This is a genomic window from Thalassobaculum sp. OXR-137, assembly GCF_034377285.1.
Classification (GTDB): domain Bacteria; phylum Pseudomonadota; class Alphaproteobacteria; order Thalassobaculales; family Thalassobaculaceae; genus Thalassobaculum.
Map to the genome: position 1 here is coordinate 4452703 of NZ_CP139715.1, position 25279 is coordinate 4477981.

General features: G+C 68.4%; 26 protein-coding genes. 16 read left to right on the forward strand and 10 right to left on the reverse strand.

Annotation, left to right across the window (positions count from 1 at the left end; translation table 11 throughout):
* Positions 1-51: 51 nt before the first annotated feature.
* Both gmk and T8K17_RS20740 read right to left on the reverse strand, forming a co-directional pair.
* A complete protein-coding gene (gmk, locus tag T8K17_RS20735; protein WP_322331632.1) occupies positions 52-684 on the reverse strand; it encodes a guanylate kinase in 633 nt (210 codons plus the stop codon).
* 16 nt (positions 685-700) lie between these two features.
* Positions 701-1642, reverse strand: a complete 942-nt coding sequence (locus T8K17_RS20740; protein ID WP_322331633.1) for a YicC/YloC family endoribonuclease — start codon at positions 1640-1642, stop codon at positions 701-703.
* Between the two features lie 74 nt (positions 1643-1716).
* Between T8K17_RS20740 and T8K17_RS20745 the strand changes: the two genes are divergently transcribed.
* A complete protein-coding gene (locus T8K17_RS20745; protein ID WP_322331634.1) occupies positions 1717-2493 on the forward strand; it encodes an SDR family NAD(P)-dependent oxidoreductase in 777 nt (258 codons plus the stop codon).
* A 192-nt stretch (positions 2494-2685) separates the two neighbouring features.
* On the opposite strand, the gene mltG is transcribed toward T8K17_RS20745, so the two are convergent.
* The 6 genes from mltG to ppk2 form a co-directional block, all read right to left on the reverse strand.
* Entirely contained in the window at positions 2686-3669 is a 984-nt protein-coding gene (gene mltG / locus T8K17_RS20750) for an endolytic transglycosylase MltG (RefSeq protein WP_322331635.1), read from the reverse strand.
* 15 nt (positions 3670-3684) lie between these two features.
* Complete coding sequence (gene fabF / locus T8K17_RS20755) at positions 3685-4950, reverse strand: beta-ketoacyl-ACP synthase II (RefSeq protein WP_322331636.1); 1266 nt, start codon at positions 4948-4950, stop codon at positions 3685-3687.
* Between the two features lie 64 nt (positions 4951-5014).
* The gene (locus tag T8K17_RS20760; protein ID WP_028792615.1) at positions 5015-5251 is read right to left on the reverse strand and encodes an acyl carrier protein; all 237 of its coding nucleotides are present in this window, start codon (positions 5249-5251) and stop codon (positions 5015-5017) included.
* Between the two features lie 173 nt (positions 5252-5424).
* Complete coding sequence (gene fabG / locus T8K17_RS20765; protein WP_322331637.1) at positions 5425-6165, reverse strand: 3-oxoacyl-[acyl-carrier-protein] reductase; 741 nt, start codon at positions 6163-6165, stop codon at positions 5425-5427.
* A gap of 25 nt (positions 6166-6190) precedes the next feature.
* Positions 6191-7153 (reverse strand): ACP S-malonyltransferase, encoded by a 963-nt coding sequence (gene fabD, locus T8K17_RS20770; RefSeq protein ID WP_322331638.1) that lies wholly within the window; start codon positions 7151-7153, stop codon positions 6191-6193.
* 116 nt (positions 7154-7269) lie between these two features.
* Positions 7270-8157 (reverse strand): polyphosphate kinase 2, encoded by an 888-nt coding sequence (ppk2, locus tag T8K17_RS20775; protein WP_322331639.1) that lies wholly within the window; start codon positions 8155-8157, stop codon positions 7270-7272.
* A 286-nt stretch (positions 8158-8443) separates the two neighbouring features.
* Here ppk2 and rpsF point away from each other — a divergent pair, with 286 nt between their 5' ends.
* The 9 genes from rpsF (at position 8444) to T8K17_RS20820 (ending at position 16984) form a co-directional block, all read left to right on the forward strand.
* Complete coding sequence (gene rpsF, locus T8K17_RS20780; protein WP_322331640.1) at positions 8444-8908, forward strand: 30S ribosomal protein S6; 465 nt, start codon at positions 8444-8446, stop codon at positions 8906-8908.
* Positions 8905-9159, forward strand: coding sequence for a 30S ribosomal protein S18 (gene rpsR / locus T8K17_RS20785; protein ID WP_175474174.1), 255 nt, complete (start codon positions 8905-8907; stop codon positions 9157-9159). The genes rpsF and rpsR overlap by 4 nt, the downstream gene beginning before the upstream one ends.
* Positions 9160-9217: 58 nt before the next feature.
* Positions 9218-10144, forward strand: coding sequence for a DUF2232 domain-containing protein (locus T8K17_RS20790; protein WP_322331641.1), 927 nt, complete (start codon positions 9218-9220; stop codon positions 10142-10144).
* Between the two features lie 104 nt (positions 10145-10248).
* Positions 10249-10842, forward strand: coding sequence for a 50S ribosomal protein L9 (rplI, locus tag T8K17_RS20795; RefSeq protein WP_416153140.1), 594 nt, complete (start codon positions 10249-10251; stop codon positions 10840-10842).
* A gap of 383 nt (positions 10843-11225) precedes the next feature.
* Positions 11226-12107, forward strand: a complete 882-nt coding sequence (locus T8K17_RS20800; protein ID WP_322331643.1) for a PhnD/SsuA/transferrin family substrate-binding protein — start codon at positions 11226-11228, stop codon at positions 12105-12107.
* Positions 12108-12156: 49 nt separating this feature from the next.
* Positions 12157-12969 carry a phosphonate ABC transporter ATP-binding protein gene (locus tag T8K17_RS20805; protein ID WP_322331644.1) on the forward strand — a complete coding sequence of 271 codons (813 nt, stop codon included), beginning with the start codon at positions 12157-12159 and terminating at the stop codon, positions 12967-12969.
* A complete protein-coding gene (gene phnE / locus T8K17_RS20810; protein ID WP_322331645.1) occupies positions 12962-13789 on the forward strand; it encodes a phosphonate ABC transporter, permease protein PhnE in 828 nt (275 codons plus the stop codon). The genes T8K17_RS20805 and phnE overlap by 8 nt, the downstream gene beginning before the upstream one ends.
* A 279-nt stretch (positions 13790-14068) precedes the next feature.
* Positions 14069-15598, forward strand: a complete 1530-nt coding sequence (locus T8K17_RS20815) for a replicative DNA helicase (RefSeq protein WP_322331646.1) — start codon at positions 14069-14071, stop codon at positions 15596-15598.
* A gap of 567 nt (positions 15599-16165) precedes the next feature.
* Entirely contained in the window at positions 16166-16984 is an 819-nt protein-coding gene (locus tag T8K17_RS20820; protein WP_322331647.1) for a PHB depolymerase family esterase, read from the forward strand.
* 10 nt (positions 16985-16994) lie between these two features.
* Here the strand turns inward: T8K17_RS20820 and T8K17_RS20825 are convergent, their stop codons facing one another.
* The gene (locus T8K17_RS20825; protein WP_322331648.1) at positions 16995-18392 is read right to left on the reverse strand and encodes an MFS transporter; all 1398 of its coding nucleotides are present in this window, start codon (positions 18390-18392) and stop codon (positions 16995-16997) included.
* A 205-nt stretch (positions 18393-18597) separates the two neighbouring features.
* Here T8K17_RS20825 and T8K17_RS20830 point away from each other — a divergent pair, with 205 nt between their 5' ends.
* Positions 18598-19428, forward strand: coding sequence for a hypothetical protein (locus T8K17_RS20830; protein WP_322331649.1), 831 nt, complete (start codon positions 18598-18600; stop codon positions 19426-19428).
* 9 nt (positions 19429-19437) lie between these two features.
* Here T8K17_RS20830 and T8K17_RS20835 read toward each other — a convergent pair whose 3' ends face one another.
* The gene (locus tag T8K17_RS20835) at positions 19438-20250 is read right to left on the reverse strand and encodes a 2-keto-4-pentenoate hydratase (RefSeq protein WP_322331650.1); all 813 of its coding nucleotides are present in this window, start codon (positions 20248-20250) and stop codon (positions 19438-19440) included.
* A 102-nt stretch (positions 20251-20352) separates the two neighbouring features.
* On the opposite strand from T8K17_RS20835, the gene alr reads away from it, so the two are divergent.
* Genes alr through T8K17_RS20860 form a run of 5 tightly spaced genes read left to right on the forward strand, consistent with a single transcriptional unit; the run spans position 20353 to position 25202 of the window.
* On the forward strand, positions 20353-21474 hold the full coding sequence (alr, locus tag T8K17_RS20840) for an alanine racemase (RefSeq protein WP_322331651.1): 1122 nt from the start codon (positions 20353-20355) through the stop codon (positions 21472-21474).
* A 46-nt stretch (positions 21475-21520) separates the two neighbouring features.
* On the forward strand, positions 21521-22294 hold the full coding sequence (locus T8K17_RS20845; RefSeq protein ID WP_322331652.1) for an ABC transporter permease: 774 nt from the start codon (positions 21521-21523) through the stop codon (positions 22292-22294).
* Positions 22295-22305: 11 nt separating this feature from the next.
* Positions 22306-23082 (forward strand): ABC transporter ATP-binding protein, encoded by a 777-nt coding sequence (locus T8K17_RS20850; protein ID WP_322331653.1) that lies wholly within the window; start codon positions 22306-22308, stop codon positions 23080-23082.
* Positions 23083-23096: 14 nt separating this feature from the next.
* Positions 23097-24500: a DNA repair protein RadA gene (gene radA / locus T8K17_RS20855; protein ID WP_322331654.1), complete on the forward strand. Its 1404-nt coding sequence runs from the start codon at positions 23097-23099 to the stop codon at positions 24498-24500.
* A 12-nt stretch (positions 24501-24512) separates the two neighbouring features.
* On the forward strand, positions 24513-25202 hold the full coding sequence (locus T8K17_RS20860; protein ID WP_322331655.1) for a CvpA family protein: 690 nt from the start codon (positions 24513-24515) through the stop codon (positions 25200-25202).
* Positions 25203-25279: the final 77 nt, after the last annotated feature.

A 25279-nucleotide genomic window follows, 5' to 3' on the forward strand; every position in this document is an offset into this window, starting at 1 on the left:
AGACCTCGCCCTGAGCAGCTCCCGCAGGGAGCGTGTCGAAGGGCCGCCCCCTCAGTCCCCGCTGCCGTCCTGCAGCCCGCGCACGAAGTCGGGCAGCCCCACCAGCCGCTCGCGCTTCAGACGCTCGGCGTGGAGGATGGCGCGGATCTTCTCCACGCTGGCGGCGATGTCGTCGTTGAGGACGATGTACTGGTATTCCGGATAATGGCTGATCTCGTCCGCCGCCTTGGCCATACGCTGGGCGACCACCTCGTCGCTGTCCTGGGCGCGGGTGCGCAGGCGGCGCTCCAGCTCGCGGGTCGAGGGTGGCAGGATGAAGACGCTGACCAGGTCCTGGCGCGCGTTCGCGGCGAGCTGCTGGGTGCCCTGCCAGTCGATGTCGAACAGCACGTCCTTGCCGGCCGCCAGCGCCTGCTCCACCGCCCCGCGCGGGGTGCCGTAGTAGTTGCCGAACACCTTGGCGTGCTCCAGCAGTTGATTCCTGTTCGCCATCAGCTGGAACTCGGTGGGGTCGATGAAGAAATAGTCCTGCCCGTCCACCTCGCCCGGCCGGCGCGGCCGGGTGGTGACGGAGACAGACATGGACAGGTCGACCTCGCGCTCCAGCAGCTTGCGGGAAATCGACGTCTTGCCGGCGCCCGACGGCGAGGACAGCACGAGCATCAGGCCGCGTCTGGTGATCATGGGTCGGGTCTCCGGCTTATTCGACGTTCTGGATCTGCTCGCGGAACCGCTCGATCCGCGTCTTCAGCTCGACCCCGATATTGGTGAGGTCCAAGTCGATCGCCTTGGAGCACAGCGTGTTGGCCTCACGGTTCAGCTCCTGGCACAGGAAGTCTAGCTTGCGTCCGACCGCACCGCCGCCGGTCAGCAGGTCGCGGCAGGCATGGACATGGGCGGCCAGCCGGTCGGTCTCCTCGCGCACGTCGGCCTTGGTCGCCAGCAGCGCCAGTTCCTGGGCCAGCCGCTCTTCCGATACCGGCGGCGAGGCCGCCAGCAGCAGGGCAAGCTGCCCCTCGATCCGCTTGCGCAGGGCGGCCGGCTGGGCTTCGGCGACCTTGGCGGCATCGGCGGTCAGGCCGTCGATCTCCTGCAGATGGCCGAGCAGCACCGTCTCCAGCCGCGCGCCTTCGCGGTGCCGGGCGTCGACCAGAGCGCCGAGGGCCTTGTCCAGATCGGCGAAGGCCGGCGCCTGAAGCTGCTCGATCACCGTCGTGTCGGCCACGCGCTCCACCGTCTCCAGCACGCCGCGCACGTTCAGCAGCCGGTCGAGGCTCGGAGCGGTCGGGAATACCAGCCCCTTGTCCTCCAGCCGCTGCTGCAGGCCGAGCACCGTCTCCAGGAACGCCTCGTTCACGACCAGGTCCGGCGTGGTGGCGCGGTCGGCCTTCTCCAGCGACCAGTTCACCGTGACCGAGCCGCGGTTCACCGACGCGGACACCCGTTCCCGCACCGCCTGCTCCCAGCTCTCCGCCACCGAGGGCAGCCGCATGCGAAGGTCCAGGCCCTTGGAGTTGACGCTGCGGATCTCCCAGTTCCAGGACCAGGCGGTGGCCGCGCCATCCTCCGACGTCGAGGTCGCGCCGCCGTCGATGCGCGCGAAGCCGGTCATGCTGGTGACGCGGGCGCTCTGTTCGCTCACGGGATATCCTTTCGTGATCAGAAGTCCCGGCCCTTATATCCATGGGCACCCGAAGCGCCAAGCAGGAGGGAACCATGACCCGCGCGCCCAAGACGATCCTGATCACCGGTGCCTCCAGCGGCCTGGGAGCGGCCGTGGCGGAAGCCTATGCCGCCGCCGGCATCCGGCTGTACCTGTCGGGCCGGAACGCGGACCGCCTGGCGGCGGTGGCCGAGCGCGTGCGGGACCTCGGCGCGGCCTGCGAGACGGCGGTGCTGGACGTCTGCGACGCGGCGGCGGTGAAGGCCTGGGTGGAGGCGTGCGACGATGCCGCCCCGCTGGACCTAGTCGTCGCCAATGCCGGAATTTCCGCCGGTACCGCCGGACGCGACGGGGCGGAGCCGGCGGAGCAGGTGCGCGCGGTCTTCGCCACCAATGTGGACGGGGTGCTGAACACGATCCTGCCGGCGATCGGGCGGATGGAGGCGCGCGGACACGGTCAGGTCGCGCTGGTCGCCTCCCTGGCCGGGTACCGGGGCATCCCCGGGGCACCGAGCTACTGCGCGTCCAAGGCGGCGGTGAAGGTGCTGGGCGAGGGCCTGCGCGGCAGTCTCCACGGCAAGGGCATCCGGGTGTCGGTGATCTGCCCGGGCTATGTGCGCACGCCGATGACCGCGGTGAACGACTTCCCGATGCCGTTCATGATGGAGGCCGACCAGGCGGCGCGGATCATCCGCCGGGGTCTGGCGCGCGACCGCGGGCGGATCGCCTTCCCCTGGCCGATGGCGGCGGCGGTATGGCTGCTCCAGACTCTACCGCCGGCCTGGATCGACCCGCTGCTGCGCCGGCTGCCGCGCAAGGGCGGGGAATGACCCTTCGACACGCGCCCTGCGGTCGCTGCTCAGGATGAGGGCGAGATCATCAATACACTACCTGTCATCCCGAACTCGTTTCGGGGCCTCACAACGACTACAGGCTGAAGGTCCCGAAACGGGTTCGGGATGACGAAAGATTTTTGACCTCATCCTGAGCAGCGACCGCAGGGCGTGTCGAAGGGCGAAGGGCTACTCCGCCCGGTTGTCCCGCTGGTACTTGCGCCAGGCGCGGACGTTACTGTTGTGCTCGGCCAGGGTCTTGGCGAAGGCGTGGCCGCCGGTCCCGTCGGCGACGAAATACAGGAAATCGCTCTCCGCCGGCTGCAGCACCGCGGCGATCGACGCCGCCCCCGGATTGGCGATGGGCCCCGGCGGCAGTCCGTCGATGACGTAGGTGTTGTAGGGCGTCTCCGACTTCAGGTCGGTCCGGGTGAGCGGCCGGTCCAGGCCCTCGCCGCCGGCGATGCCGTAGGCCACGGTCGGATCGGACTGCAGCCGCATACCCCGGTTCAGGCGGTTGACGAAGACGCTGGCCACCAGCGGGCGCTCGGCCGCGACCCCAGTCTCCTTCTCGACGATGGAGGCCAGGATCACCGCCTCCTGCGGACTGGCGATCGGCAGATCCGGCGCCCGGGTCTCCCACAGGGTGCGGAGGGTCCGGTCCATCTCGCTGCGCATCCGGGCGACGATCGCGGCCCGGCTGTCGCCGAAAGCATAGTGATAGGTCTCCGGCAGCAGCGTGCCTTCCAGCGGCACATCGCCGATCTCGCCCTCCAGCCCATCCGCCGCCTCGACCACGGCGACCACCTGGGCGCTGGACAGACCTTCGGCCACCGTCACCCGGCGCACCACGGTGACGCCGCTCTCCAGAATGTCGAGGGCGTGCTGCGGACTGACGGAGGCGGGGAAGGCGAATTCGCCGGCCTTCAGGCGGCGGGCCTGACCGGTGACCTTGGCGCCGAGCGCGAGGATGCGGGGATCGGTGATCACCCCGGCTTCATGGAGTCGGTGGGCGATGGTTTCCATGCCGGCGCCGCGCGGGATCACGACCGTGGTCTCCGCCGCGAGCGGGCCCGGACGCGTGAATTCGGTCCAGGCCCAGACCCCGGCGAACCCGGCAATCACCGCCGCCGACAGCAGCAGGGACGCCAGACGGAGCAGCCAGCGCCCCATCGCCGACCCCGCCGGTCAGGCGACCTTGGAGAAGATCAGGGCGGCGTTGGTGCCCCCGAAGCCGAACGAGTTCGACAGGGCGACCCGGACCGGACGCTCGCGCGCCTGGTTCGGCACCAGGTCCATGCCGTCGATCCCCTCGGAGGGATTGTGCAGGTTGAGGGTCGGCGGCACCGCCTGATCGCGGATCGCCAGCACCGAATAGATCGCCTCCACCGCGCCAGCAGCCCCCAGAAGGTGGCCGATCGCCGACTTGGTCGAGGACATGGACACGTTGGCCGCGGCATTGCCGAACAGGCGCTTGACGGCCCCGAACTCGATGGCGTCGCCGAGCGGCGTGGAGGTGCCGTGAGCGTTGATGTAGTCGATGTCGTCGACCGAGATCTGCGCCCGCTTGAGCGCGGCCTTCATCGCCCGGAACCCGCCGTCGCCATCGTCGGCCGGAGCCGTGATGTGGTGCGCGTCGCCGGACAGGCCGTAGCCGATCACCTCGCCGTAGATCGTCGCCCCGCGCTTCTTGGCATGCTCGTATTCCTCGAGCACGACCACGCCCGCACCCTCGCCCATGATGAAGCCGTCGCGGCCCTCATCCCACGGGCGCGAGGCCTCTGCGGGGCTGTCGTTATAGCCGGTCGACAGGGCCCGCGCGGCGGCGAAGCCGGCAACGCCGAGGCGGCAGATCGCCGCTTCCGCCCCGCCGGCGACCATCACGTCGGCATCGTCCAGTGCGATCAGCCGGGCGGCGTCGCCGATGGCGTGGGCGCCGGTGGCGCAGGCCGTCACCGCGGAATGGTTCGGACCCTTGAAGCCGTATTTGATCGAGACCTGGCCGGAGACCAGGTTGATCAGGGCGGAGGGAATGAAGAACGGGCTGATCCGGCGCGGCCCGCGTTCCTGAAGCAGGACGGCGGCCTCGGCGATGGTGGTCAGGCCACCGATCCCCGAACCGATCATCACACCGGTACGCTCCTGGCCCTCGACATCCGTCGGTAGCCAGCCAGAGTCCTCGACGGCCTGCTGCGCGGCGACCATGCCGAACAGGATGAACCGATCGATCTTCCGCTGTTCCTTGGGCTCGAGCCACTCGGACGGATCGAAGCCGCCCTCGTCCTTCGTGCCTTCCGGCACCATACCGGCGATCTTCGCCGGCAGGTCCGAAACGTCGAAGCTGTCGATTGCCCGGATGCCGGATTTACCGGCCATCAGACGGTCCCAGTTGGTCTTAACACCGCATCCGAGCGGGGTGACCATCCCGAGGCCGGTGATGACGACGCGTCGCATGACGTCACTCATTTCCAGCTGCGTGAAGCGAGACGGCGCCGGAGCCTGGGCTCCGGCAGTCGACTCAGCCTTCCTGGCTCTTGATGAAGTCGATCGCGTCCTTGACGGTCAGGATCTTCTCGGCCGCATCGTCGGGGATTTCGCAGGAGAACTCCTCCTCGAAAGCCATGACGAGCTCGACGGTGTCGAGGCTGTCGGCGCCCAGATCGTCGATGAAGCTCGCATCCTCGGTCACCTTAGACTCGTCGACACCGAGATGCTCGACGACGATCTTCTTAACCCGCTCGGCAACGTCACTCATGGTCCTGAACCTCTGATCTCTCTCTACTGAGGGCGCTTTCGCTGCCCAGGTGTCGCGGCCCGCCGCGTATTCCGGCGAACCCGCGATATTTGGATCGGCGGGCTGTAACACAAGTCTTTTGTTAAGACCAGCACACCGGCCCGGTTTTACAGGCTAACTCACGCCAGCCGGCGTCAAAGCATTGCCATGCCGCCATTGACGTGGATCGTAGCCCCCGTGACATACGCCGCCTCTTCGCTGGCGAGGTATAGCACGGCCGCTGCGATATCCTCCGGCGTGCCGAGTCGGCCCGCCGGAACGCTCTCGAGCAGCTTCTCCTTTTGGGCGTCGGGAAGCGCGTCGGTCATCGCCGTGGCGATGAAGCCCGGAGCGACAACGTTCACGGTGATGCCCCGGTTCGCGACTTCCGCCGCCAGTGCCTTGGAGAAGCCGACCATGCCGGCCTTGGCGGCGGCATAGTTCGCCTGGCCCGGATTGCCGGTGGCGCCGACGATGGAGGAGATGCCGATGATCCGGCCCCAGCGCTTCTTCATCATGCCGCGGACCAGCGCCCGCGACAGCCGGAAGCCGGAGGTCAGGTTGACCGCGATCACCTGATCCCAGTCGTCGTCCTTCATACGCATCAGCAGCTGGTCGCGGGTGATGCCCGCATTATTGACCAGGATGTCCAGCGGTGCGCCGGCGGCCGCCTCGGCCGCCTTCGGCAGGGCTTCGACCGCCTCGGCGTCGCCCAGGTTGCAGGCCGCGACGGAGACGCGCTCGCCCAGGGCGGCGGCCTTCTCCTCCAGCACCGCCTGGCGGGTACCGGACAGGACCACGTGGGCGCCCTGGCGATGCAGGGTCTCGGCGATGGCGGCGCCGATACCGCCCGTCGCCCCGGTCACCAGCGCGGTCTTGCCGCTCAGGTCGAACATGTCTTCCTCCCGTTGCGATGCGCCGTCAGAGCGCGGCGACGAAGCCGGCGACGTCGGCCGGCGAATTAATGGCGTGGGCATCGACCGACTTGTCGATGCGCTTCACGATTCCGGAGAGCACCTTGCCGGCGCCCAGCTCGGCGACGCTGGTGACGCCGAGGCCGGCGAAGCTCTCCACGGTCTCGCGCCAGCGTACCCGACCGGTCACCTGCTCGACCAGTTGCCGGCGGATGTCGTCGCGGTCGTCGCACGGGGCGGCGGTCACGTTGGCGATCAGCGGCACCAGCGGCGCGCGCAGGTCGGTGCCGGCCAGGGCGTCGGCCATGACGTCGGCGGCGGGGGCCATCAGCGAGCAGTGGAACGGCGCGCTGACCGGCAGCTTCACCGCCCGGCGCACCCCATGCTCGCCGGCCAGGGACAGAACCCGCTCGATCGCCGCTGCATGGCCGGACAGTACGATCTGGCCGCCGCCATTGTCGTTGGCGATGTCGCAGACCTGCTCGCCGTCCGGGCCCGGACGGGCGGCCTCGGCGATCTTCTCGGCGGTCTCCAGGTCGGCGCCGATCAGGGCGGCCATCGCCCCCTCGCCCACCGGCACCGCCTTCTGCATCGACTCGCCACGCAGGCGCAGCAGACGGGCGGCGACAGCGATGTCCAGGCTGCCGGCAGCCGCCAGGGCGGAATATTCGCCCAGGGAGTGACCGGCCACGTACTCGCAAATCTCGTCGATGGTTTTGCCGCTTTCGGCCTCGACCGCGCGCAGGGCGGCGAGGCTGACGGCCATCAGCGCCGGCTGGGCGTTGGCGGTCAGGGTCAGTTTGTCCTCGGGACCCTCGAAGATCAATTTGGAGAACGATTCGCCGAGCGCCTCGTCGACCTGTTCGAACACCTGGGCGGCTGCCGGATACGCGTCGGCGAGATCCTTGCCCATGCCGACGGTCTGGCTGCCCTGGCCCGGAAACACGAGTGCCCGCGCGGTGCCGGCCATGTTCGTTCCTCCCGATTGAGTCTCTGTCCGCCGCACGGCTCTGCGGTCGTGGCGGCGGGGCGTCGTTTGCGACGGACCGGCCGGCTTGTCAAGGCACGGGGAACCGATGCGGCGGTCTACCAACTCCCGACGATGAGCGGGTCGGGCGTCTTGGCGGCGCGGGTATTCTTGCCCGGATAGTCCAGGGAATGCACGAAGTGCCGGATCACCGCGATGCGGGCGCGCTTCTTGTCCGATGCCTTGACGATGGTCCAGGGCGCGTCGGCGGTGTGGGTGTGGAAGAACATGGTCTCCTTGGCTTCGGTATAGGCGTCCCACCGGCGCGCCGACTCCCGGTCCATGGGCGACAGCTTCCAGCGTTTCAGCGGGTTGATCTCCCGGCCGTGCAGCCGCTTGGCCTGTTCCTCGCGGTTCACCGAGAACCAGTATTTGAACAGGCTGATCCCGGACCGCACCCACATCCGCTCCAGTTCCGGCGCCTCGCGCAGGAACTCGCGGTATTCCGCTTCGTCGCAGAAGCCCATCACCCGTTCGACCCCGGCGCGGTTGTACCAGGAGCGGTCGAACAGCACGATCTCGCCCCGGGTCGGCAGGTGCTCGATATAGCGCTGGAAATACCACTGGCCCTGTTCGCGGTCGTTCGGCTTGTCCAGGGCGACGACCCGGGCGCCGCGGGGATTCATGTTCTCCATGAAGCGGCGGATCGCCCCGCCCTTGCCGGCGGCGTCGCGGCCCTCGAAGACGATGACGATGCGCTGTCCGGTATCCTTCACCCAGCGCTGCAGTTTCAGCAGTTCGATCTGCAGCTCGCGCTTCTGCCGCTCGTAGGACTCGCGCTCCATCGGTGACTTATAGGGATAGTCGCCGCTCTCGAAGAGATGGCGCAGGACCGCCGGATCGTGACGCATCTCCGCCTGGCGCTGGCGCGCCTCCGCACTGGCCCGGGTGCCGGGATTGCCGGAAGCGGCCGGCGATGGCTTGTTGCTGTCCTTGGCGGTCGGCATGGCTTTCCCCTCGCTCCTTATGATCCCGGTCGGCTTCCCGGCCCGGCGCCGGGTCGGGACGGTGTCCGGAAACGGTGCCGCGTTTTGATATCCACGTCGCCCCGACCGCCGTCATGCCCGGGGAAATCCCTTGCGCCTCGCGGAATTCTGCGTATTGTGCTCGCTCTTCCGGCCACCCAGGTGTCCGGCAATCATAGCTCCTTGCTGCATCGATACGTAACAACGCACCGATGCGGCTTTGCCCGAGGGGTGATGCCCCGGGCGCAACATCCACAAGGAGTGCGCAATGCCGTACTACGAGAGCGTGTTCATCGCACGCCAAGACGTTTCGTCTACCCAAGTCGAACAGTTGACCGACCAGTTCGCCGAAGTCGTCGCCGGTCTCGGCGGCGAGGTCAAGAAGCGCGAGTACTGGGGTCTGCGGAACCTCGCCTACAAGGTGAACAAGAACCGCAAGGGCCATTACGTGCTCTTCAACCTCGACGCGCCCTCCGAGGCCGTGACCGAGATGGAGCGCCTGATGCGTCTGAACGAAGACGTCCTTCGTTACATGACCATCCGCGTCGAAGAGCTCGAGGAAGGCCCCTCGATCATGATGCAGGCCAAGTCCGACCGCGATCGCGGCCGTGGCGGCCGGGGTGACCGCGACCACCGTGATCGTGCTGATCGTGGAGATCGGGGCGACCGCGGGGATCGGGGCGACCGTGGCGATCGCCGCGACCGTGATTCCAGCAAGGGAGATGCAGAATGAGCCAGTTGCAAATCGCTCGCGCGGCCGTGCGCAAGCCGTTCATGCGCCGCCGGAAGTCCTGCCCGTTCTCCGGCGCCAACGCGCCGAAGATCGACTACAAGGACACCAAGCTGCTGTCCCGTTTCATCTCCGAGCGGGGCAAGATCGTGCCGAGCCGGATCACCGCCGTTTCGGCCAAGAAGCAGCGTGAGCTGGCGCGCGCGATCAAGCGTGCCCGCAACATGGCGCTTCTGCCGTTCGTGGTGAGCTGAGCGACCGGACCAGCATCCGGCGGCACCCTGACGAACGTCGGCACGACGATGGCCCCTCATGAACTACGGTTGGCTAACGGTTGGAATAGCGGCGGCAGCAAGCGCGCTGATGACGGTGGCGGTCTATCCGTCGCCGTTCTTCGCGATGCTGCAGCTGTCCCTGACCTCGCTGCCGCTGTTTCTTGTGGGGCTGGCCTACGGAGCGGTTCTGGGCATGGCGGCTGCCGCGGCGGCCTTCGTTGCCCTCGGCCTGTCCATGGGTCTCGACGTCGCGGCCTATCATGCGGCGATGACCGGCGCACCGGCCGGCCTGCTGATCTGGCAGGCCGAACGGAGCGGCAGCCATCCCAGGGTCCTGCTGCTCACCCTGGTCGCCTATGCCTGCGCCATGATCGCGCTGGCGGGCCTGATCCTGTCCGGACATCCGGACGGCATGCAGGGGGTGATCGCGGACGAGCTGCAGGAGACGTTCGACATGATCTCCCGCTATGCGGAGGAGGCCGGGCAACCGCCGCTTCCCATGGCGGAACTGCAGGACATGCTGTCCTCTCTGGCCAGTCTGTTCCCGGCCTTCGCGGCCGCGGGATGGGTGCTGACGACGGCGGCCAGCGCCGGGCTTGCGCAGTTCATTCTGCGCCGGTTCGGCAAGGCCGCGCTGCCGACGCCGGACATTGCCGACCTTCGGGCCCCGCGCTGGATCGCGTTCGTGCTCGTGGCGGTTCTGGCCGTGGCCTATCTGCCGGAGGGGATCGGCTTCGCCGCCAGGAACATGGTTCCGGTGGTGCTGCTGATCTTCCTGTTCACCGGGCTCGGCGTGGTGCACGCCCTGTCCCGGCGCAGCGGCAGCGGGGGACTCTGGCTCGGCGGAACCTATGCCCTGCTGGTGGTCTTCAGCTGGGCGGCGGCCGCCGTGATCGTGCTGGTTGGAATGCTGGACGTGGTTTTCGATTTTCGCCGTCGCGCGGGGCCTCCCCCGCAAGAGTGACCGGCGGCGAATGACTGATAAGCGGTCGCCTCGGCGCCGCCCTGATGAGGAAATCCGGATACCTATCCGGGGGGCGTAGGCCCGCAAGAGAAGGAGTGAGGACGATGGAAGTCATCCTGCTGGAACGGATCGAGAGCCTCGGCCAGATGGGCGATGTGGTTTCGGTCAAGCCGGGCTACGCCCGTAACTATCTGCTGCCGCAGAAGAAGGCGCTGCGCGCCAACGACGGCAACCGCAAGGTCTTCGAGGAGCGCCGTGCGCAGCTCGAGGCCGAGAACCTGGAGCGCAAGTCGGAAGCCGAGCAGGTCGCCAAGACCCTCGACGGCATGACGGTTGTTCTGGTCCGCGCCGCGGGCGAGAGCGGCCAGCTCTACGGCTCGGTGTCGGCCCGCGACATCTCTGACGCGGTGACCGCCGCCGGGGTCACCGTCGGCCGCAGCCAGGTCAAGCTGGACAAGGCGCTCAAGGCCCTCGGCCTGGAGCCGGTGCGCGTCCAGTTGCACCCGGAAGTCTCGGTGAACGTGACCGTGAACATCGCCCGGTCCCAGGACGAGGCCGAAACCCAGGCCCGTCTCGGCCGCGCCCTCGATCGGGGCGTGATGGACGAGGAAGAGCGGATGGAAGACGAGGCTCCCGAGGTCGAGGAGCTGCTCGATCCGGAAGCCGTGGAGACCGAGGAGGAGAAGGCCGAGGCCTGATCCCCTCCCCGCATATGCCTTGCGACGGGCCGTCCTTCGGGACGGCCCTTTGCGTTTCTGGGATTGGGGCTCGTCTTCCCTTCTCCGTCATCCCAAGGTCCCCCGGGCCCTTCGACACGGCCCGGCATCGCCGGCCCTGCTCAGGGCGAGGTCTTGGTATTCAAAGCTCTCAATGACCTCACCCTGAGCAGCCCCGCAGGGGCGTGTCGAAGGGTCGACAACCCGCGCTGGACATCCACCGCGATACATCCACGGTCACCAAACCATCATCGAACCGACGCCGTTCCGACACCGCAGCGTCACACCGGCGACAGTCGGCGGGTGATATCCGCTGGGCCTTCCGAATGATCCGGGCATCTGCCCGCACCCTGGAGGAGGCTCACATGAAGCTCCGCGCCCTGCTCGCCGCCGCCGCCCTGGCGGTCGCCGTCCCGTCGCTCGCCGTCCCGTCGCCCGCCAGCGCCGCCGACAGCCTCAAGATCGCCGTTACCGATATCGAGGGCCTGGAGGCCCTGCAGAGCGAGTTCGGTCCGTTCGAGGACGCTCTCGAGAAGAGCACCGGCCTGGACATCGAGCTGTTCCCGGTCGGCAGCCGCACCGCCGCCGTCGAGGCGATCAACGCCGGCCAGGTGGACCTGGTGCTCACTGGGCCGGCCGAGTACGTGGTGATCAAGGAACTGACCGACGCCAAGATCGTCGTCGGCTGGCAGCGTCCCGACTACTTCGCCCAGGTCGTCGCCCTCGCAGACGGCCCGATCCGCCGGGTCGCCGACCTGAAGGGCAAGAGCGTGGCCTTCGGCTCCGTCGGCTCCACCTCCCAGCACCTCGGCCCGGCCCAGGCGCTGACCGACCTCGGCCTCGTCTACGGCCAGGACTACGAGCCGAAGATCATCTCCCGCAACGTCGCCGTCGAGGCCCTGATCTGCGGCGACATCGCCGCCATCGGCATGAACTACAGCCACCTGCAGCGCGCCCGCGAGGCGTATCCTGACGTGGCCTTCACCGTCGTCGCCCGCGGCCGCGACCTGCCGAACGACATCCTTGTGGCCCGCGCCGACGCCGATCCGGCGGCCATCGACAAGGTGCGCAAGGCCTTCGTCGACAACGGCAAGTCCCTGCTCGCCGCCGTGCTGAAGGGCGAGGACAATCAGAAGTACAAGGGCGGCTTCTTCCTCGCGACCGTCGAGGACAGCGACTACGACTACGTGCGCTCGATGTACAAGACCATCGGGGTCGACGGCTTCAAATCCTTCGTCGGCAATTGACGGCGGTTGGGCGCCGGCTTCCCGGTCGGCGCCCGCCCCGGTCATCATCATGACAGCCCTGCTCCAACCCTCGCCGCTGCACGCGGATCCGGTCGCCGCCGCACCGGCCGCCGCCGCCCCGCTGATCGCGGCGCACGCCGTCTGCAAGCGCTTCGCCGACGGCCCGCCGGTGCTCGACGGCGTCACCCTGTCGATCGCGACGGGCGAGCGCGTCGCCCTGCTCGGCGCCAACGGCGCGGGCAAGTCGACCCTGCTCCGCGCCCTGGTCGGGCTGATTCCGATCACCGGCGGGGCCGTCGAGATCCTCGGCCAGCGCTTCACGGAGCTACCCAGCGCCAAGCAACGCTCGGTGATGCGGCGCCGGCTCGGCTTCGTGTTCCAGTTCCACGGGCTGGTCGGCCGCACCAGCGCACTCTCCAACGTCGTGAACGGGGCGCTGGGCCAGGGTCATGGCTGGCGCAGCTGGCACCAGTCCTTGGCCCCGTCCTCCCTGCGCGACGCCGCCCTGGAGGCGCTCGACGCGGTCGGGCTGGCCGACCGGGCGGCGGCGCGGGCCGACACCCTGTCCGGCGGCCAGTCCCAGCGGGTCGCCATCGCCCGCGCCATCGTCCACGGCCCGGACCTGCTGTTCGCCGACGAGCCGGCCGCCAGTCTCGATCCCGCCGCCGGGCTCGACATCATGCGCCTCTTCGCCCGGCTCGCCGGCGAGCATCGGCGCACGCTGGTCTACACCACCCACGACATGCGCCACGCCCTGGAGCACGCCGACCGGATCGTCGCGCTGAAGGCCGGGCAGGTGGTGTTCGACGCCGCCGCCGGCGACCTCACCGAACGCGACCTGGAGCCGATCTATCGTGGCTGACACCCCTCTCGCCCACCCGGACGCCCGGCCGACCGCCGGAACCATCGCGCGCTGGCCCCGGCTGACGCCGCTGCGGTTCACCCTTCTCGTCGCGGTCGGCGCGGTGTTGCTGGCGTCCATCGGCGAGGTCGCGCCCTCGGCGGACCGGCTGATCGGCGCGATCCCGCGGATGGGCTCGCTGCTGGAACGGATGCTGCCGCCTGAGACCGATCCCGCCTTTCTCGGCCGCATGGGGATGCGGCTGGTGGAGACCCTGCAGATCGCCCTCGTCGGCACCCTGTTCGGCATCCTGCTGAGCTTTCCGCTAGCTTGGTGCTCGGCAGCGGGCCTGAGCCCGTTCGGCCGGCTGCGCTGGCTCCCCCGGGGCTTGGTATCCTTGTTCCGCACGGTGCCGGACCTGGTCTGGGCGCTGTTCTTCGTCTCGGCGGTCGGGCTCGGCGCCATCGCCGGCACGCTGACAATCATCGTCGACACCGCCGGCTTCTGCGGCCGCTTCTTCGCCGAGGCCATGGAGGACAGCGACAAGCGGCCGCGCGAGGCGCTGGAGGCGATCGGGGCGCGCAAGATCGACGTGCTTGCCGCCGCCGTGATCCCGCAATGCATGCCGTCCTTCATCAACACCGCGCTCTTCGCCCTGGAGCTGTCGGTGCGGTCGTCGGTGGTCCTGGGCATCGTCGGCGCGGGCGGCATCGGCCAGGAGCTGAAAAGCGCCTTCGAACTGTTCCAGTATCCCAAGGCCTCGGCGATCATCCTGGCGATCTTCGTCATCGTGTTGGCGATGGAGCACCTCACCGACTGGCTGAGGCGCCGGCTGGGGTGATCGGCCGCTTTCCCGTCTCCACACTCCCCGGTCCTGTGTGTTCAGCCCGGAGAGGTTGGGAACGGCATCGTTCCGCCCCCGTATCATTCACAGGCGCCGAGTCGCGCAAGCCGGGGACCGACAAACCCCCGCGGGAACTATCCACAGCTAAGCCCCGGTTTCGTCCCCACAATCCTTTTCAATACTACGTGCAAGACGCTCGCGTTTCGGGGCTCCGGCGGGCTATGCGTTAGAATCTGTCCCCAGGGAACACGAACAGCAAAGCCGAGTTGCCTCGCCATGTCCGATCCCGAGTCCAGCATCGCCCCCTTCCCTGGCCCGAACGCCTTCGTCCAAGACGACGCCGGCCCCGCCACCGCGTCCTACCGCGAGCCGCCGCACAATCTGGAGGCGGAACAGGCGCTGCTGGGCGCCATCCTGGTCAACAACCGGTCCTACGAGCGGGTCAGCGAGTTCCTGCGCGCCGAGCATTTCGCCGATCCGGTCCATGGCCGGATCTTCGCCTCCTGCGCCAAGCTGATCGACCGCGGCCAGATCGCCACGCCGGTCACCCTGAAGGGCCTGTTCGACCAGGACGAGGCCCTGGCCGAGGTCGGCGGCGCCCAATACCTGGTCAAGCTCGCCGCCTCGGTGGTGACCGTCATCAACGCCGCCGATTACGGCCGCGAGATCCGCGACTGCTACCTGCGGCGCGAGCTGATCGAGATCGGCGAGGGCGTGGTCAACGACGCCTATGACCGCGACCTCGACACCGCCGCCCAGGAATTGATCGAGAAGGCCGAGAACCACCTCTTCACCCTGGCCGAGACCGGCGAGGGCGAGAACGGGCTGAAGGAACTGAAGCTGGCCCTGGCGGAATCCGTGGCCCAGGCCGAGGCCGCCTACAAGCGCGAGGGCGGGCTCGCCGGCTACTCCACCGGGTTGATCGACATCGACAACCTGCTCGGCGGCCTGCACCCCTCGGACCTGCTGATCCTCGCCGCCCGTCCGGCCATGGGCAAGTCGACGCTGGCCTCCAACATCGCCTTCCACATCGCCACCGGCTCGATGGACGATCCGGACACCCCGCCGCAGCCGGTGGCGTTCTTCTCGCTGGAAATGTCGGCGGAGCAGCTCGCCACCCGTATCCTGTCGGAACGCACCGGCATCGCTTCGGAGAAGCTGCGCCGTGGCCAGCTCGACAACGAGGATTTCGGCAAGCTGGTGGAGGCGAGCCAGGACCTGGAACGGGCGCCGATGTTCATCGACGACACCCCGGCCATTCCGATCTCGACCCTGCGGACCCGCGCCCGGCGGCTGAAGCGCCAGCATGGGCTGGCGCTGATCGTGGTCGACTACCTGCAGCTCATGCGCCCGGCCCCCGGCGCGCGGATCGACAACCGGGTGCAGGAAATCTCCGCCATCTCCCAGGGCCTCAAGGCGATCGCCAAGGAACTGGACGTGCCGGTCCTCGCCCTCTCCCAGCTCTCCCGCGCGGTCGAGCAGCGCGAGGACAAGCGCCCGGTGCTGGCCGACCTGCGTGAATCCGGATCGATCGAGCAGGACGCCGACATCGTCATGTTCATCTATCGCGAGGATTACTATCTGCAGAAGGCCGAGCCGATCCAGCGGATCGAGGAGGACGCGCAGAAGTTCCACGACCGCTACGACGCGTGGAAGGAGCGCTGCGAGAAAGCCCACGGCAAGGCCGAGGTCATCATCTCGAAGCAGCGCCACGGCCCGACCGGCGTGGTGACCCTGCATTTCGACGGGTCCACGACGAAGTTCACCAACTACGTCGCCGACGACCACGTGCCGGACCATTACTGAGCCCTTCGACACGCCCGGACCAGGGTCCGGGCTGCTCAGGACGTGGTAATAACTATAAATGTCCGTCATCCCGAACTCGTTTCGGGACCTCACCCTTCCCATCCGCCAATGTGGTCCCGAAACGAGTTCGGGATGACGGAGAGGTTTTGGACCTCGCCCAGACCAGGACTCCGAACATGATCCAGGGGGACGTGTCGAAGGGCCGGGACAGACCCCGAAATTAGAAAGGCCGCCCGGATGGGGCGGCCTTTCCGTGAGCCGATGAAGGCTCGAACTCGATTTACGTGCTTCAGACGGCCGCCGAAGGCTGCTCCGACATCCTGCCAAGGCACACGAGCTCGCCCCGCATCGCAAGATCACTAGACACCGGATCACCTCCTTTCAGTTGGTTGAACACCACGGAAATGGTGCGGTGCAGGACCCGGTTCGACAACCCGTCGGCTGAAAGCCAGGAAAACCGCGGGATCCGGCCGCCCCTTGCCTGGCCCTCCGGTCGGTCGCCCCGGTGCGAATCCGGTCACCGGCTTGTCATTGGACGGCCGGGGAGCGGGTTGCCAGGGTACGGGCATGATCCGCCTGCTCCTGTCTCTCCCCCTCGCCCTCCTCCTGCTCACCGCCCCCGCCCGGGCGGCGGAAGACGCGTCCTTTGCCGTCGAGGCCGGGACCTACAGGGCCCATGTCCCCGCCTCCTGGGACGGATCCACGCCGCTGCCCCTGCTGATCTTCTTCCACGGCTTCGGCCAGACGGGCGAGGTCGTCATGGGCAACACGGAGCTGATGACGCTCGCGGACGAAGAAGGCGTGCTGGTGATCGCCCCGGACGGCCAGGAAAAACGCTGGGCCCATCAGGGCGCACCCCTGCGCGAGCGGCTGCGCGACGACGATGCCTTCGTGCGGTCCATACTGGCCGACGCCAAGCAGCGCTGGCCGGTGGACCCGGCGCGCATCTGGGCCTCGGGCTTCTCCATCGGCGGGTCGATGACCTGGCACCAGGCCTGTTTCCAGGGCGATCTGTTCACCGCCTTCCTCCCGGTCGCCGGCGCCTTCTGGCGGCCGCATCCGGAGAGCTGCCCGTCCGGCCCGGTGACCCTGATGCATGTGCACGGCACCGGCGACACGGTGGTGCCGATGCAGGGCCGTCCGATCCGCGAGGTCTACCACCAGGGTGACGTGCTGAAGGGCATGGCCTTCTGGCGTGCCCAGAACGGCTGTCCGGCCGACCCGGCGGAGGTGACGGAGACCGGCGACCTGCGCTGCGAGATCTGGCGCGGCTGCACGTCGGGCAGGGAGCTTCAGCTCTGCCTGCATCCCGGCGGACACATCATTCCGATGGACCACATGGCGCGGGCGATCGCCTGGGCCCAGTCTCAGACCGGGTCGCGGTAAACCCCGACAGTCAGGTCCCGCGCCCGAGGGCCCGCCGCAGGCTGACCAGAGCGCTGCAGGCGGCGGCGCAGGCGGCTATGGCCAGCCCGTAGCGCGGGACCGTGTCGTCGGGCAGCACCGTGAACAGGATGCCCACCGCCAGGCCGCCGAAGGTCTGGCCGAGCAGCCGCGCGGTACCCTGGGACCCGCCGGCGGCCCCTGCCCGCTCCCGCGGCACCGACATCAGCATGTTCCGGTTGTTGGGTACCTGGACGAAGCCGAACCCCAGCCCGGTGAGCGCCATGCAGGCCAGAAGCGGCGCCAGTCCGATCGGAAAGGCCGCCGCGATGCCCAGACCCACCGCCATGGTCAGCGCGCCGACGGCACATAGCCAGGCGGTGTCCACCCGGTCGGAGACGCGGCCGGCGATCGGCCCGGACACGGCCAGGGCGAGCGGCCAGGCGGTCATCGCCAGACCGGTCTCCCACGCCGGCAGGCCGAAGCCGTGCTGAAACAGGAAGGGCAGCGACACGAAAGACGCCATGAACGCCATGAACAGGAAGATCGAGGCCAGGACCGAAAGGCGGAAGGACTGCCGCCGCAGCAGATCCAGGGGGATCACCGGGACCTCCCGGTGCCACTCCCGGCGCACCAGCAGCCCGAAGGTCACGACGCTCAGCACCAGCATGCCGCAGCCCTGCCACGGCTCCGTGGCGACCCGCCCGGCGCCCAGCACCAGCAGCGCGAAGGCGCCGGCATTCATGGCCATCGCCGGCACGTCCGCCCGCCGGCCGCTGCCGCGCGGCCCGGCCAGGGCGGTCGACGCCAGCAGCACGACGAGGCCGATCGGCACATTGATCGCAAACAGCCAGGGCCAGCTGGCCACGGACAGGATGGCGGCACCAATGGCCGGACCGGCGGCGGAGGACAGTGCCACCACCATGGAATTGACGCCGATGTACATGCCGATCATGTGCGCCGGCAGGCTGTAGCGCAGCAGCGCGATGGTCAGCGACATGATCGGCGCCGCCCCGAACGCCTGCAGCACCCGGGCGGCGATCAGCCAGTCGATGCTGGGCGCCAGCGCGCACAGCCCGGAGGCCAGGGTGAACACCGTCACGCCGACCGTGAACAGCCGCCGCGGGCCGATCGCCTCGCCCAGGAAGGCGGCGGGCAGCAGGGCCATGACCAGGACGAGCTGATAGGCCGTCACCATCCAGACGGTCTTGGCCGTGCTGGCCTGGAGCTCGGCATGGATCGTCGGCAGGGCGACATTGGCGATGGCGCCGTCCAGCACCACCATCATCAGCGTCACGAGGAGAGCGAAGATGGCGACGTAGCGGCGCGGCACCGGCAGCCCGTCCTCGACATCCTGCGCGCTCGGGCCTGTGGCGGCTTCGCCGGTCGCGGCCGACGGGGCGTGTTTCATCATGCGTCCTTGGTTGCGCCGAAGATGTACCACCTCGGCCACCCTGCGAAAGACGCGGATGTTACAGCGCAGTGCTGCCGGGATAGCCATGCCAGGAGTGGGTGCAGCCTCTTGTCCCCCTTCCCCACTAAGCTTGAATGGATTGACAGTGCCGCCTCTACTCTCTTTGGTTGTAGCGGGCAATCGACTGGCGGGGATGCAAACCATGCGACACGGAATGACGCGCCGCGGCGTGCTGGGCGGGCTGATGCTGTCGGGAGCGCTGGGACTCGGCGGATGCGTGACCACGCCGAGCGGGTCGGCAACCAGCGCCGTCCAAGGCGGGCCGGACGGCGAGAGCGTTTCGAACGACGTGCCGTCCACGACCTACGCGGACAGCGCCACCTCGGGGGGCGTGATGGTGGTGCTGAGCCGCGAGCCCGGCGCGCCGACGGACGCCATCACCTTCGGTCTCCTCCCGGTCAGCATGGACGGCGACGAGATCAGCCTCGCCCCGCCCAAGCAGATGCTGCGCGCCACAGTTCGGCCGACCGACTCCGAGACGGGGCGTCTCGCCCGCACCTTCGAGGTGCCGCCGGGAACCTATATCCTCGCCCATACCGATTTCGGCAAGGCCGGCTTCTGGTCGGATGGCAGTTCAGCCGGCGGGTCCTCCAACTTCTCCACCGCGATGACGCTGGCGACGACCCCTCTGATTCTCTTGCCCTTCGTCGTCGCTGGACTCGCGGCGAATTCAGGCAGTTCCACCTCAGGCGCAACCGTTGACAGAGGCACCGAGGGCAACTTTCGACACCATTTTGCCCGGGACGGACGCGTCGTCGATACCAGGGCCGTCGTCTTCACCGTCGTCCCCGGGTCGGTCACCTATATCGGCGACTTCGCCGCCATCAAGACTCCGAACAACGGCGTGCGGACTCTCGGCTACAGCTACCAGACGGACTTCTCGCTGGTGGAGGAGCCTCCCCAGCTCCCCACCTCCCTTGACGTGCACAAACGGCCGCAGGATGAAGTAACGCGGTTCTATCACGCGTCCTGAGTGCTCGCGTCAGCCGCTCACAGAGACCGCGACACTGCCCAGCCCCTCGACGGTATAGACCGCCTTGTCGCCGGGTTTCGGGTAGCGGGTCTTCACCGTGGAACCGGTCATCACCCAGTGGCCGGCCCGCAGGGGGCGGCCCTGCTGTGCCAGCAGGTTGGCGACCCAGGCCAGCGCGGTCAGCGGATTGCCCATGGCGGCCCCGGTCACGGCTTCCTCCACGTCGTCGTTGTACTCCAGCCGCACCGGCGTGGTGACGAGGTCGAGCGAGCGCCAGTCGCCGGTCGTCTCGCCGAGCACGATGCCGCCGGACCAGGCGTTGTCGGCGGCCATGGAGATCCCGTCGAGAGTGCTGTAATCGGCGTCGCGATCCTCGATCAGCTCGAAGGCCGGCACCGCCAGCTCGACCGCATCGCGGACGGATTCCGCCGTATAATTTCCAGAAGTATCAGTAAGATCCGATCCCATCTTGAGGCAAAGCTCGAATTCCAGACCGACCCGGACGAAGTCCGAGAGCTTCACCACCGCGGGGGATTTGTGGACGGTCGAGGCGAAGATGGCGCCGACCAGGGACTGGTTCACCCCGCACAGCTCCTGCACCGCCTTGGAGGTCAGCGCGATCTTGTAGCCGGCGATCGGCCCCTTGACCCCGGCCTCCCAGCCCGCGATCAGCCGGCGCTGGACGTCGTAGGCGGCATCGAGATCGGGCAGCGCCAGATCGCCGGCCAGCGGCGCATACCGGGCGCGGCGGGCATGCTGATCGGCCAGCGCATCGGCGACGCGGACGATGCGGGCGGTATCGGTCGTGGCAGTATCGGTCATGATGGGTTCCTCCCTCTTTTCCCCGAGCATGGATCGAAGCTCGGCGGGGGAGAACCCCTCTTGCGCCTTGTCCCCGTCCCGCCCGCCTGATATCGGACCTTGATGGTTACGACGACATTCGCCTTCGACGCCGCCCTGTCTCGCCTCACCATCGATCTGGGTGCGGTGCGGGACAACTATCGGCGCCTGTGCCGGGAGCTGGGCGACGTGCCCTGCGCCGGCGTGGTCAAGGCGGACGGCTACGGCCTCGGCGCCGACCATGTGGCACCGGTTCTGTACGAGGAGGGCTGCCGCATCTTCTTCGTCGCCACCTTCGACGAGGCCGTGGCGCTGCGCCAGATCCTGCCCGAGGGCACGATCGCCTGCCTGAACGGCCTGCTGCCCGGAACCGAGACGGCCTATGTCGAACATGGGCTCACCCCGGTGCTCAACGACCTCGGTCAGGTCGCCCTCTGGCGCGACCACGGGGCGAGGACCGGTGCGCCCCTGGCCGCCATGCTGCACGTGGACACCGGCATGAACCGGCTCGGCCTGGACGGGCGCGAGATGGACCGGGTGGCCGAGGACCCGTCGCTGCTCGACGGCGTCGACTGGCTCTACGTGCTGTCGCATCTCTGCGCCGCCGACGATCCGGACAATCCGATGAACGCCCAGCAGCTGGCCCGCTTCGGCGCGGCGCGCGCCCGCCTGCCGGCCGGCATCAAGGCGAGCTTCGCCAATTCCTCGGGCATCTTCCTCGGGCCGGAATACCACCATGATCTGGCCCGGCCCGGCATCGCGCTCTATGGCGGCCGCCCCTCGGCCGGGCGCGACAATCCGCTGCGCTGCCCGATCCGAATCGACGGCCGAATCCTCCAGCTCCGCACCGTCGAACCGGGCTGGACGGTCGGCTATGGCGGGTCTTGGCGGGCCGAGCGCGAGAGCCGGATCGCCACGGTCGCCGCGGGCTACGCCGACGGCTATCTGCGCAGCCTGTCCTCCCTCGGACGCGTCGCAGTTGGTGGGCGCCCCTGCAACGTGGTAGGACGCGTCTCCATGGATATGATCACGGTCGACGTGACCGACATGGATCCGGCCGACGTCGCCCCCGGAGGGATGGTGGAAGTGCTGGGTCCGACGGTCACGCCCGACGCGATGGCGGACCTGGCGGGCACCATCGGCTACGAGCTCCTGACCTCGCTCGGCAGCCGCTATGTGCGCCACTACGTCGACGGTGCCGAATGACGGCCGGGATCGCTTGCATCAACGATCGATCGGGGTACTCCGTCGGATGAATCCTCTCGCGGCGATCGGCCGAGGCTTCCTGACATTCCTGGCCACCACGGGCCGCATCGGACTGTTCGCGTCCGCGGCGGTGAGTCATTGCGTGCGCCCGCCCTTCTATCCGCGGCTGATCCTGCGGCAGTTCCTGGAGATCGGCTACTACTCCCTGCCCGTGGTCGGCATGACCACGCTGTTTTCGGGCATGGTGCTGGCGCTGCAGAGCTATACCGGCTTCGCCCGGTTCTCCGCCGAGGGCGCGGTGGCCACGGTCGTGGTGCTGTCGATGACCCGCGAACTGGCACCCGTGCTGGCGGGGCTCATGGTCGCCGGCCGGGTCGGGGCGGCAATGGCGGCCGAGATCGGCACCATGCGGGTGACCGAACAGATCGACGCCCTGACCACCCTGTCGACCAACCCCTTCAAGTACCTGATCGCGCCGCGGGTGATCGCCGCGACGATCAGCCTGCCGATCCTGGTGCTGATCGGCGACATCATCGGCGTGTTCGGCGGCTATGTGGTCGGCGTTTACAAGCTGGATTTCAACGCCGCCAACTACATCACCTCCACCGTCCAGTATCTGGAGCGCATCGACGTGATCTCCGGCCTGGTCAAGGCGGCGGTGTTCGGCTTCCTGATCTCGCTGATGGGCTGCTACCACGGCTTCAACTCGCGCGGCGGGGCCCAGGGCGTGGGTGCGGCGACCACGAACGCGGTGGTGACCGCGTCGATCATGATCCTGGTGGCGAACTACGTCATCACCGAGATGTTCTTTGCGGATTGAGGGCGGAGCAGATGAGCGACACCCCTAAACTGCGCATCCGGGACCTGAAGAAGAGCTTCGGCTCCAAGGTCGTGCTGGACGGGATCGATCTGGATATCGGCGACGGCGAGAGCATCGTCGTGATCGGTGGCTCCGGCACCGGCAAGTCGGTCCTGCTGAAATGCATCATCGGCCTGATGGAGCCGGATTCCGGGATCATCGAGATCGACGGCGAGAACGTGGTCGGCCTGCCGCGCTCGGAGCGCGAGGCCTACATGCGCAAGTTCGGCATGCTGTTCCAGGGCGGCGCGCTGTTCGACAGCCTGCCGGTCTGGGAGAACGTCGCCTTCGGCCTGATCGCCGCCAAGCACGTGGACCGGGCCGATGCCCGCAAGGTCGCGGTCGACAAGCTGGCCCAGGTCGGCCTGAGCGAGGACGTGGCCACCCTGTCGCCGTCCGAACTCTCCGGCGGCATGCAGAAGCGCGTCTCCCTGGCCCGCGCCATCGCCACCGACCCCGAGATCATCTTCTTCGACGAGCCGACCACCGGCCTCGACCCGATCATGGCCGACGTGATCAACGACCTGATCGTGAAATGCACCCGCGAGCTGGGCGCCACCGGCCTGTCGATCACCCACGACATGGCGAGCTGCCGCAAGATCGCCGACCGGGTCGCGATGCTGTACCAGGGCAAGATCATCTGGGTCGGCCCGGTGGCGGAGATCGACCGCTCCGGCAACGACTATGTCGACCAGTTCATCCACGGCCGGGCCGAGGGACCGATCCAGATGGCCGTCCGGCGCGGCTGAGGAGCCAGAGACGGATGGCGAAATCGACCAGCCGCTACGTCTGCCAGGAATGCGGAGCCGTCACGGCCAAATGGGCCGGCAAGTGCGATGCCTGCGGCGCCTGGAACACCCTCGTGGAGGAAGTGGTCGAGGCGGCGCCGAAGGGACTTAAGCCCGGCGGCGGCCGGCGCATCAATTTCGTCGAACTCGCGGGCCAGAGCAAGGAGACGCCCCGGCGGATCACCGGCATCGGAGAGTTCGACCGCGTGCTTGGCGGCGGGCTGGTCCCCGGATCGGCGACCCTCATCGGGGGCGATCCGGGGATCGGCAAGTCGACCGTGCTGCTGCAGGTCGTCGCCGGCCTGTCGAGCACCTGCCGCTGCGCCTATGTCTCCGGCGAGGAGGCGGTCGACCAGGTCCGCATGCGCGCCCAGCGGCTCGGCGTGGCCGGTGCCTCGGTCGGGCTGGCGGCGGCGACCAGCGTGCGCGACATCGTCTCCAGCTTGGAAGCGGCCGACAGCCCCGACGTGGTGGTGATCGACTCGATCCAGACCATGTATGTGGACGCCCTGGACAGCGCGCCGGGCACGGTCGCCCAGGTCCGCGCCAGCGCCCAGGAGCTGATCCGGGTGGCCAAGAAACGCGGCATCGCCCTGCTGCTGGTCGGCCACGTGACCAAGGAAGGCGCCATCGCCGGCCCGCGCGTGCTGGAGCACATGGTCGACACCGTTCTCTACTTCGAGGGCGAGCGCGGCCACCAGTTCCGCATTCTGCGCGGGGTGAAGAACCGCTTCGGGCCGACCGACGAGATCGGCGTCTTCGAGATGACCGAGGGCGGGCTGATGGAGGTGTCCAACCCGTCCGCCCTGTTCCTGTCCGACCGCCAGGACGACATCTCCGGCGCCTGCGTCTTCGCCGGCGTGGAGGGCACGCGCCCGGTGCTGGTGGAGATCCAGGCGCTGATCGCCCCGTCGCCCTACGGCACCCCGCGCCGAGCGGTGGTCGGCTGGGACGGCAACCGGCTTGCCATGGTCACCGCCGTGCTCGAGGCGCGCTGCGGCGTGTCGCTGGCCGGCAACGACGTGTTCCTCAACGTCGCCGGCGGGCTGCGGGTCAGCGAACCGGCGGCCGATCTGGCGGTGGCCGCGGCCCTGCTCTCCTCGCTGACCGGCGTGCCGGTGCCAAAGGGCTCCGTGGTGTTCGGCGAGATCGGCCTGTCGGCGGAGGTGCGCGCCGTCACCCAGGCCGAGGCGCGGCTGAAGGAGGCCGCCAAGCTCGGCTTCGAGAAGGCGCTGCTGCCCGCCTCCCGGCGCAAGGGCGGCAAGGCCCTGTCCGGCGGCCTCGATTTGGTCGAAATCTCCCGGCTACATGATCTGGTGGACCTGCTCCACGATCCTGGCGACGATGCCCGCATCGGCCGCCGAGTCGTCGCCTCCTGATACGGGCCCTCAATGGATTCTCTGCCGATCAACATCACCGACATCGCCGTCATCACCGTCGTGGTCCTGTCGGGCCTTCTGGCGCTCATGCGGGGTTTTGTCGCGGAGGTGTTCTCCATCGTCGCCTGGGTCGGCGCGCTCGCGGTCGGCATCTACGGCTACAAGCCCGCCACGCCGCTGGTTGTGGACCTGACCGGGATCGACGGGCCGCTGGGCGAGCTGATCGCCGGCGGCGTGCTGTTCATCGTCGCGCTGATCGTTTTCATGATCCTCGCGCGTCTGGCGAGCGGCGCGCTGCAGATGGTGGGCCTGGGCGCGGTCGACCGGTCGCTCGGATTCCTGTTCGGAATCCTGCGCGGCGCGATCCTGGTCTGCGTCGCCTATCTGCTGGTGCTGTGGGCCGAGCCGGATCCGCAGGACCATCCCACATGGCTGACGGAAGCCAAATCTCTACCGCTGATCGTGGCCGGTGCCGACCGGCTGACCGCCCTGGTGCCCGAGCATCTGCGCAGCCAGGCCGACACCGAGGCGGCGCGGCTCCGCCGCCAGGCCGAGGACGAGACCCGCGAGGCCTTGAAAGAGCGGCTGCTCAGCCCCACTCCCAAGACAGACACCCCGAATCCCGATGCGTCGGGAGCCAATCAGGGGTATACTGACAAGGAACGTCAGGAACTGAACCGCGCCATCCAAAGCACCCAATAGGTGGGTGCTGTTTCGTTTTGGAGGGCAGTCGCCGATCGGATGCGGTATGAACCGCTCCGACCGTATCTCCCCCTCGA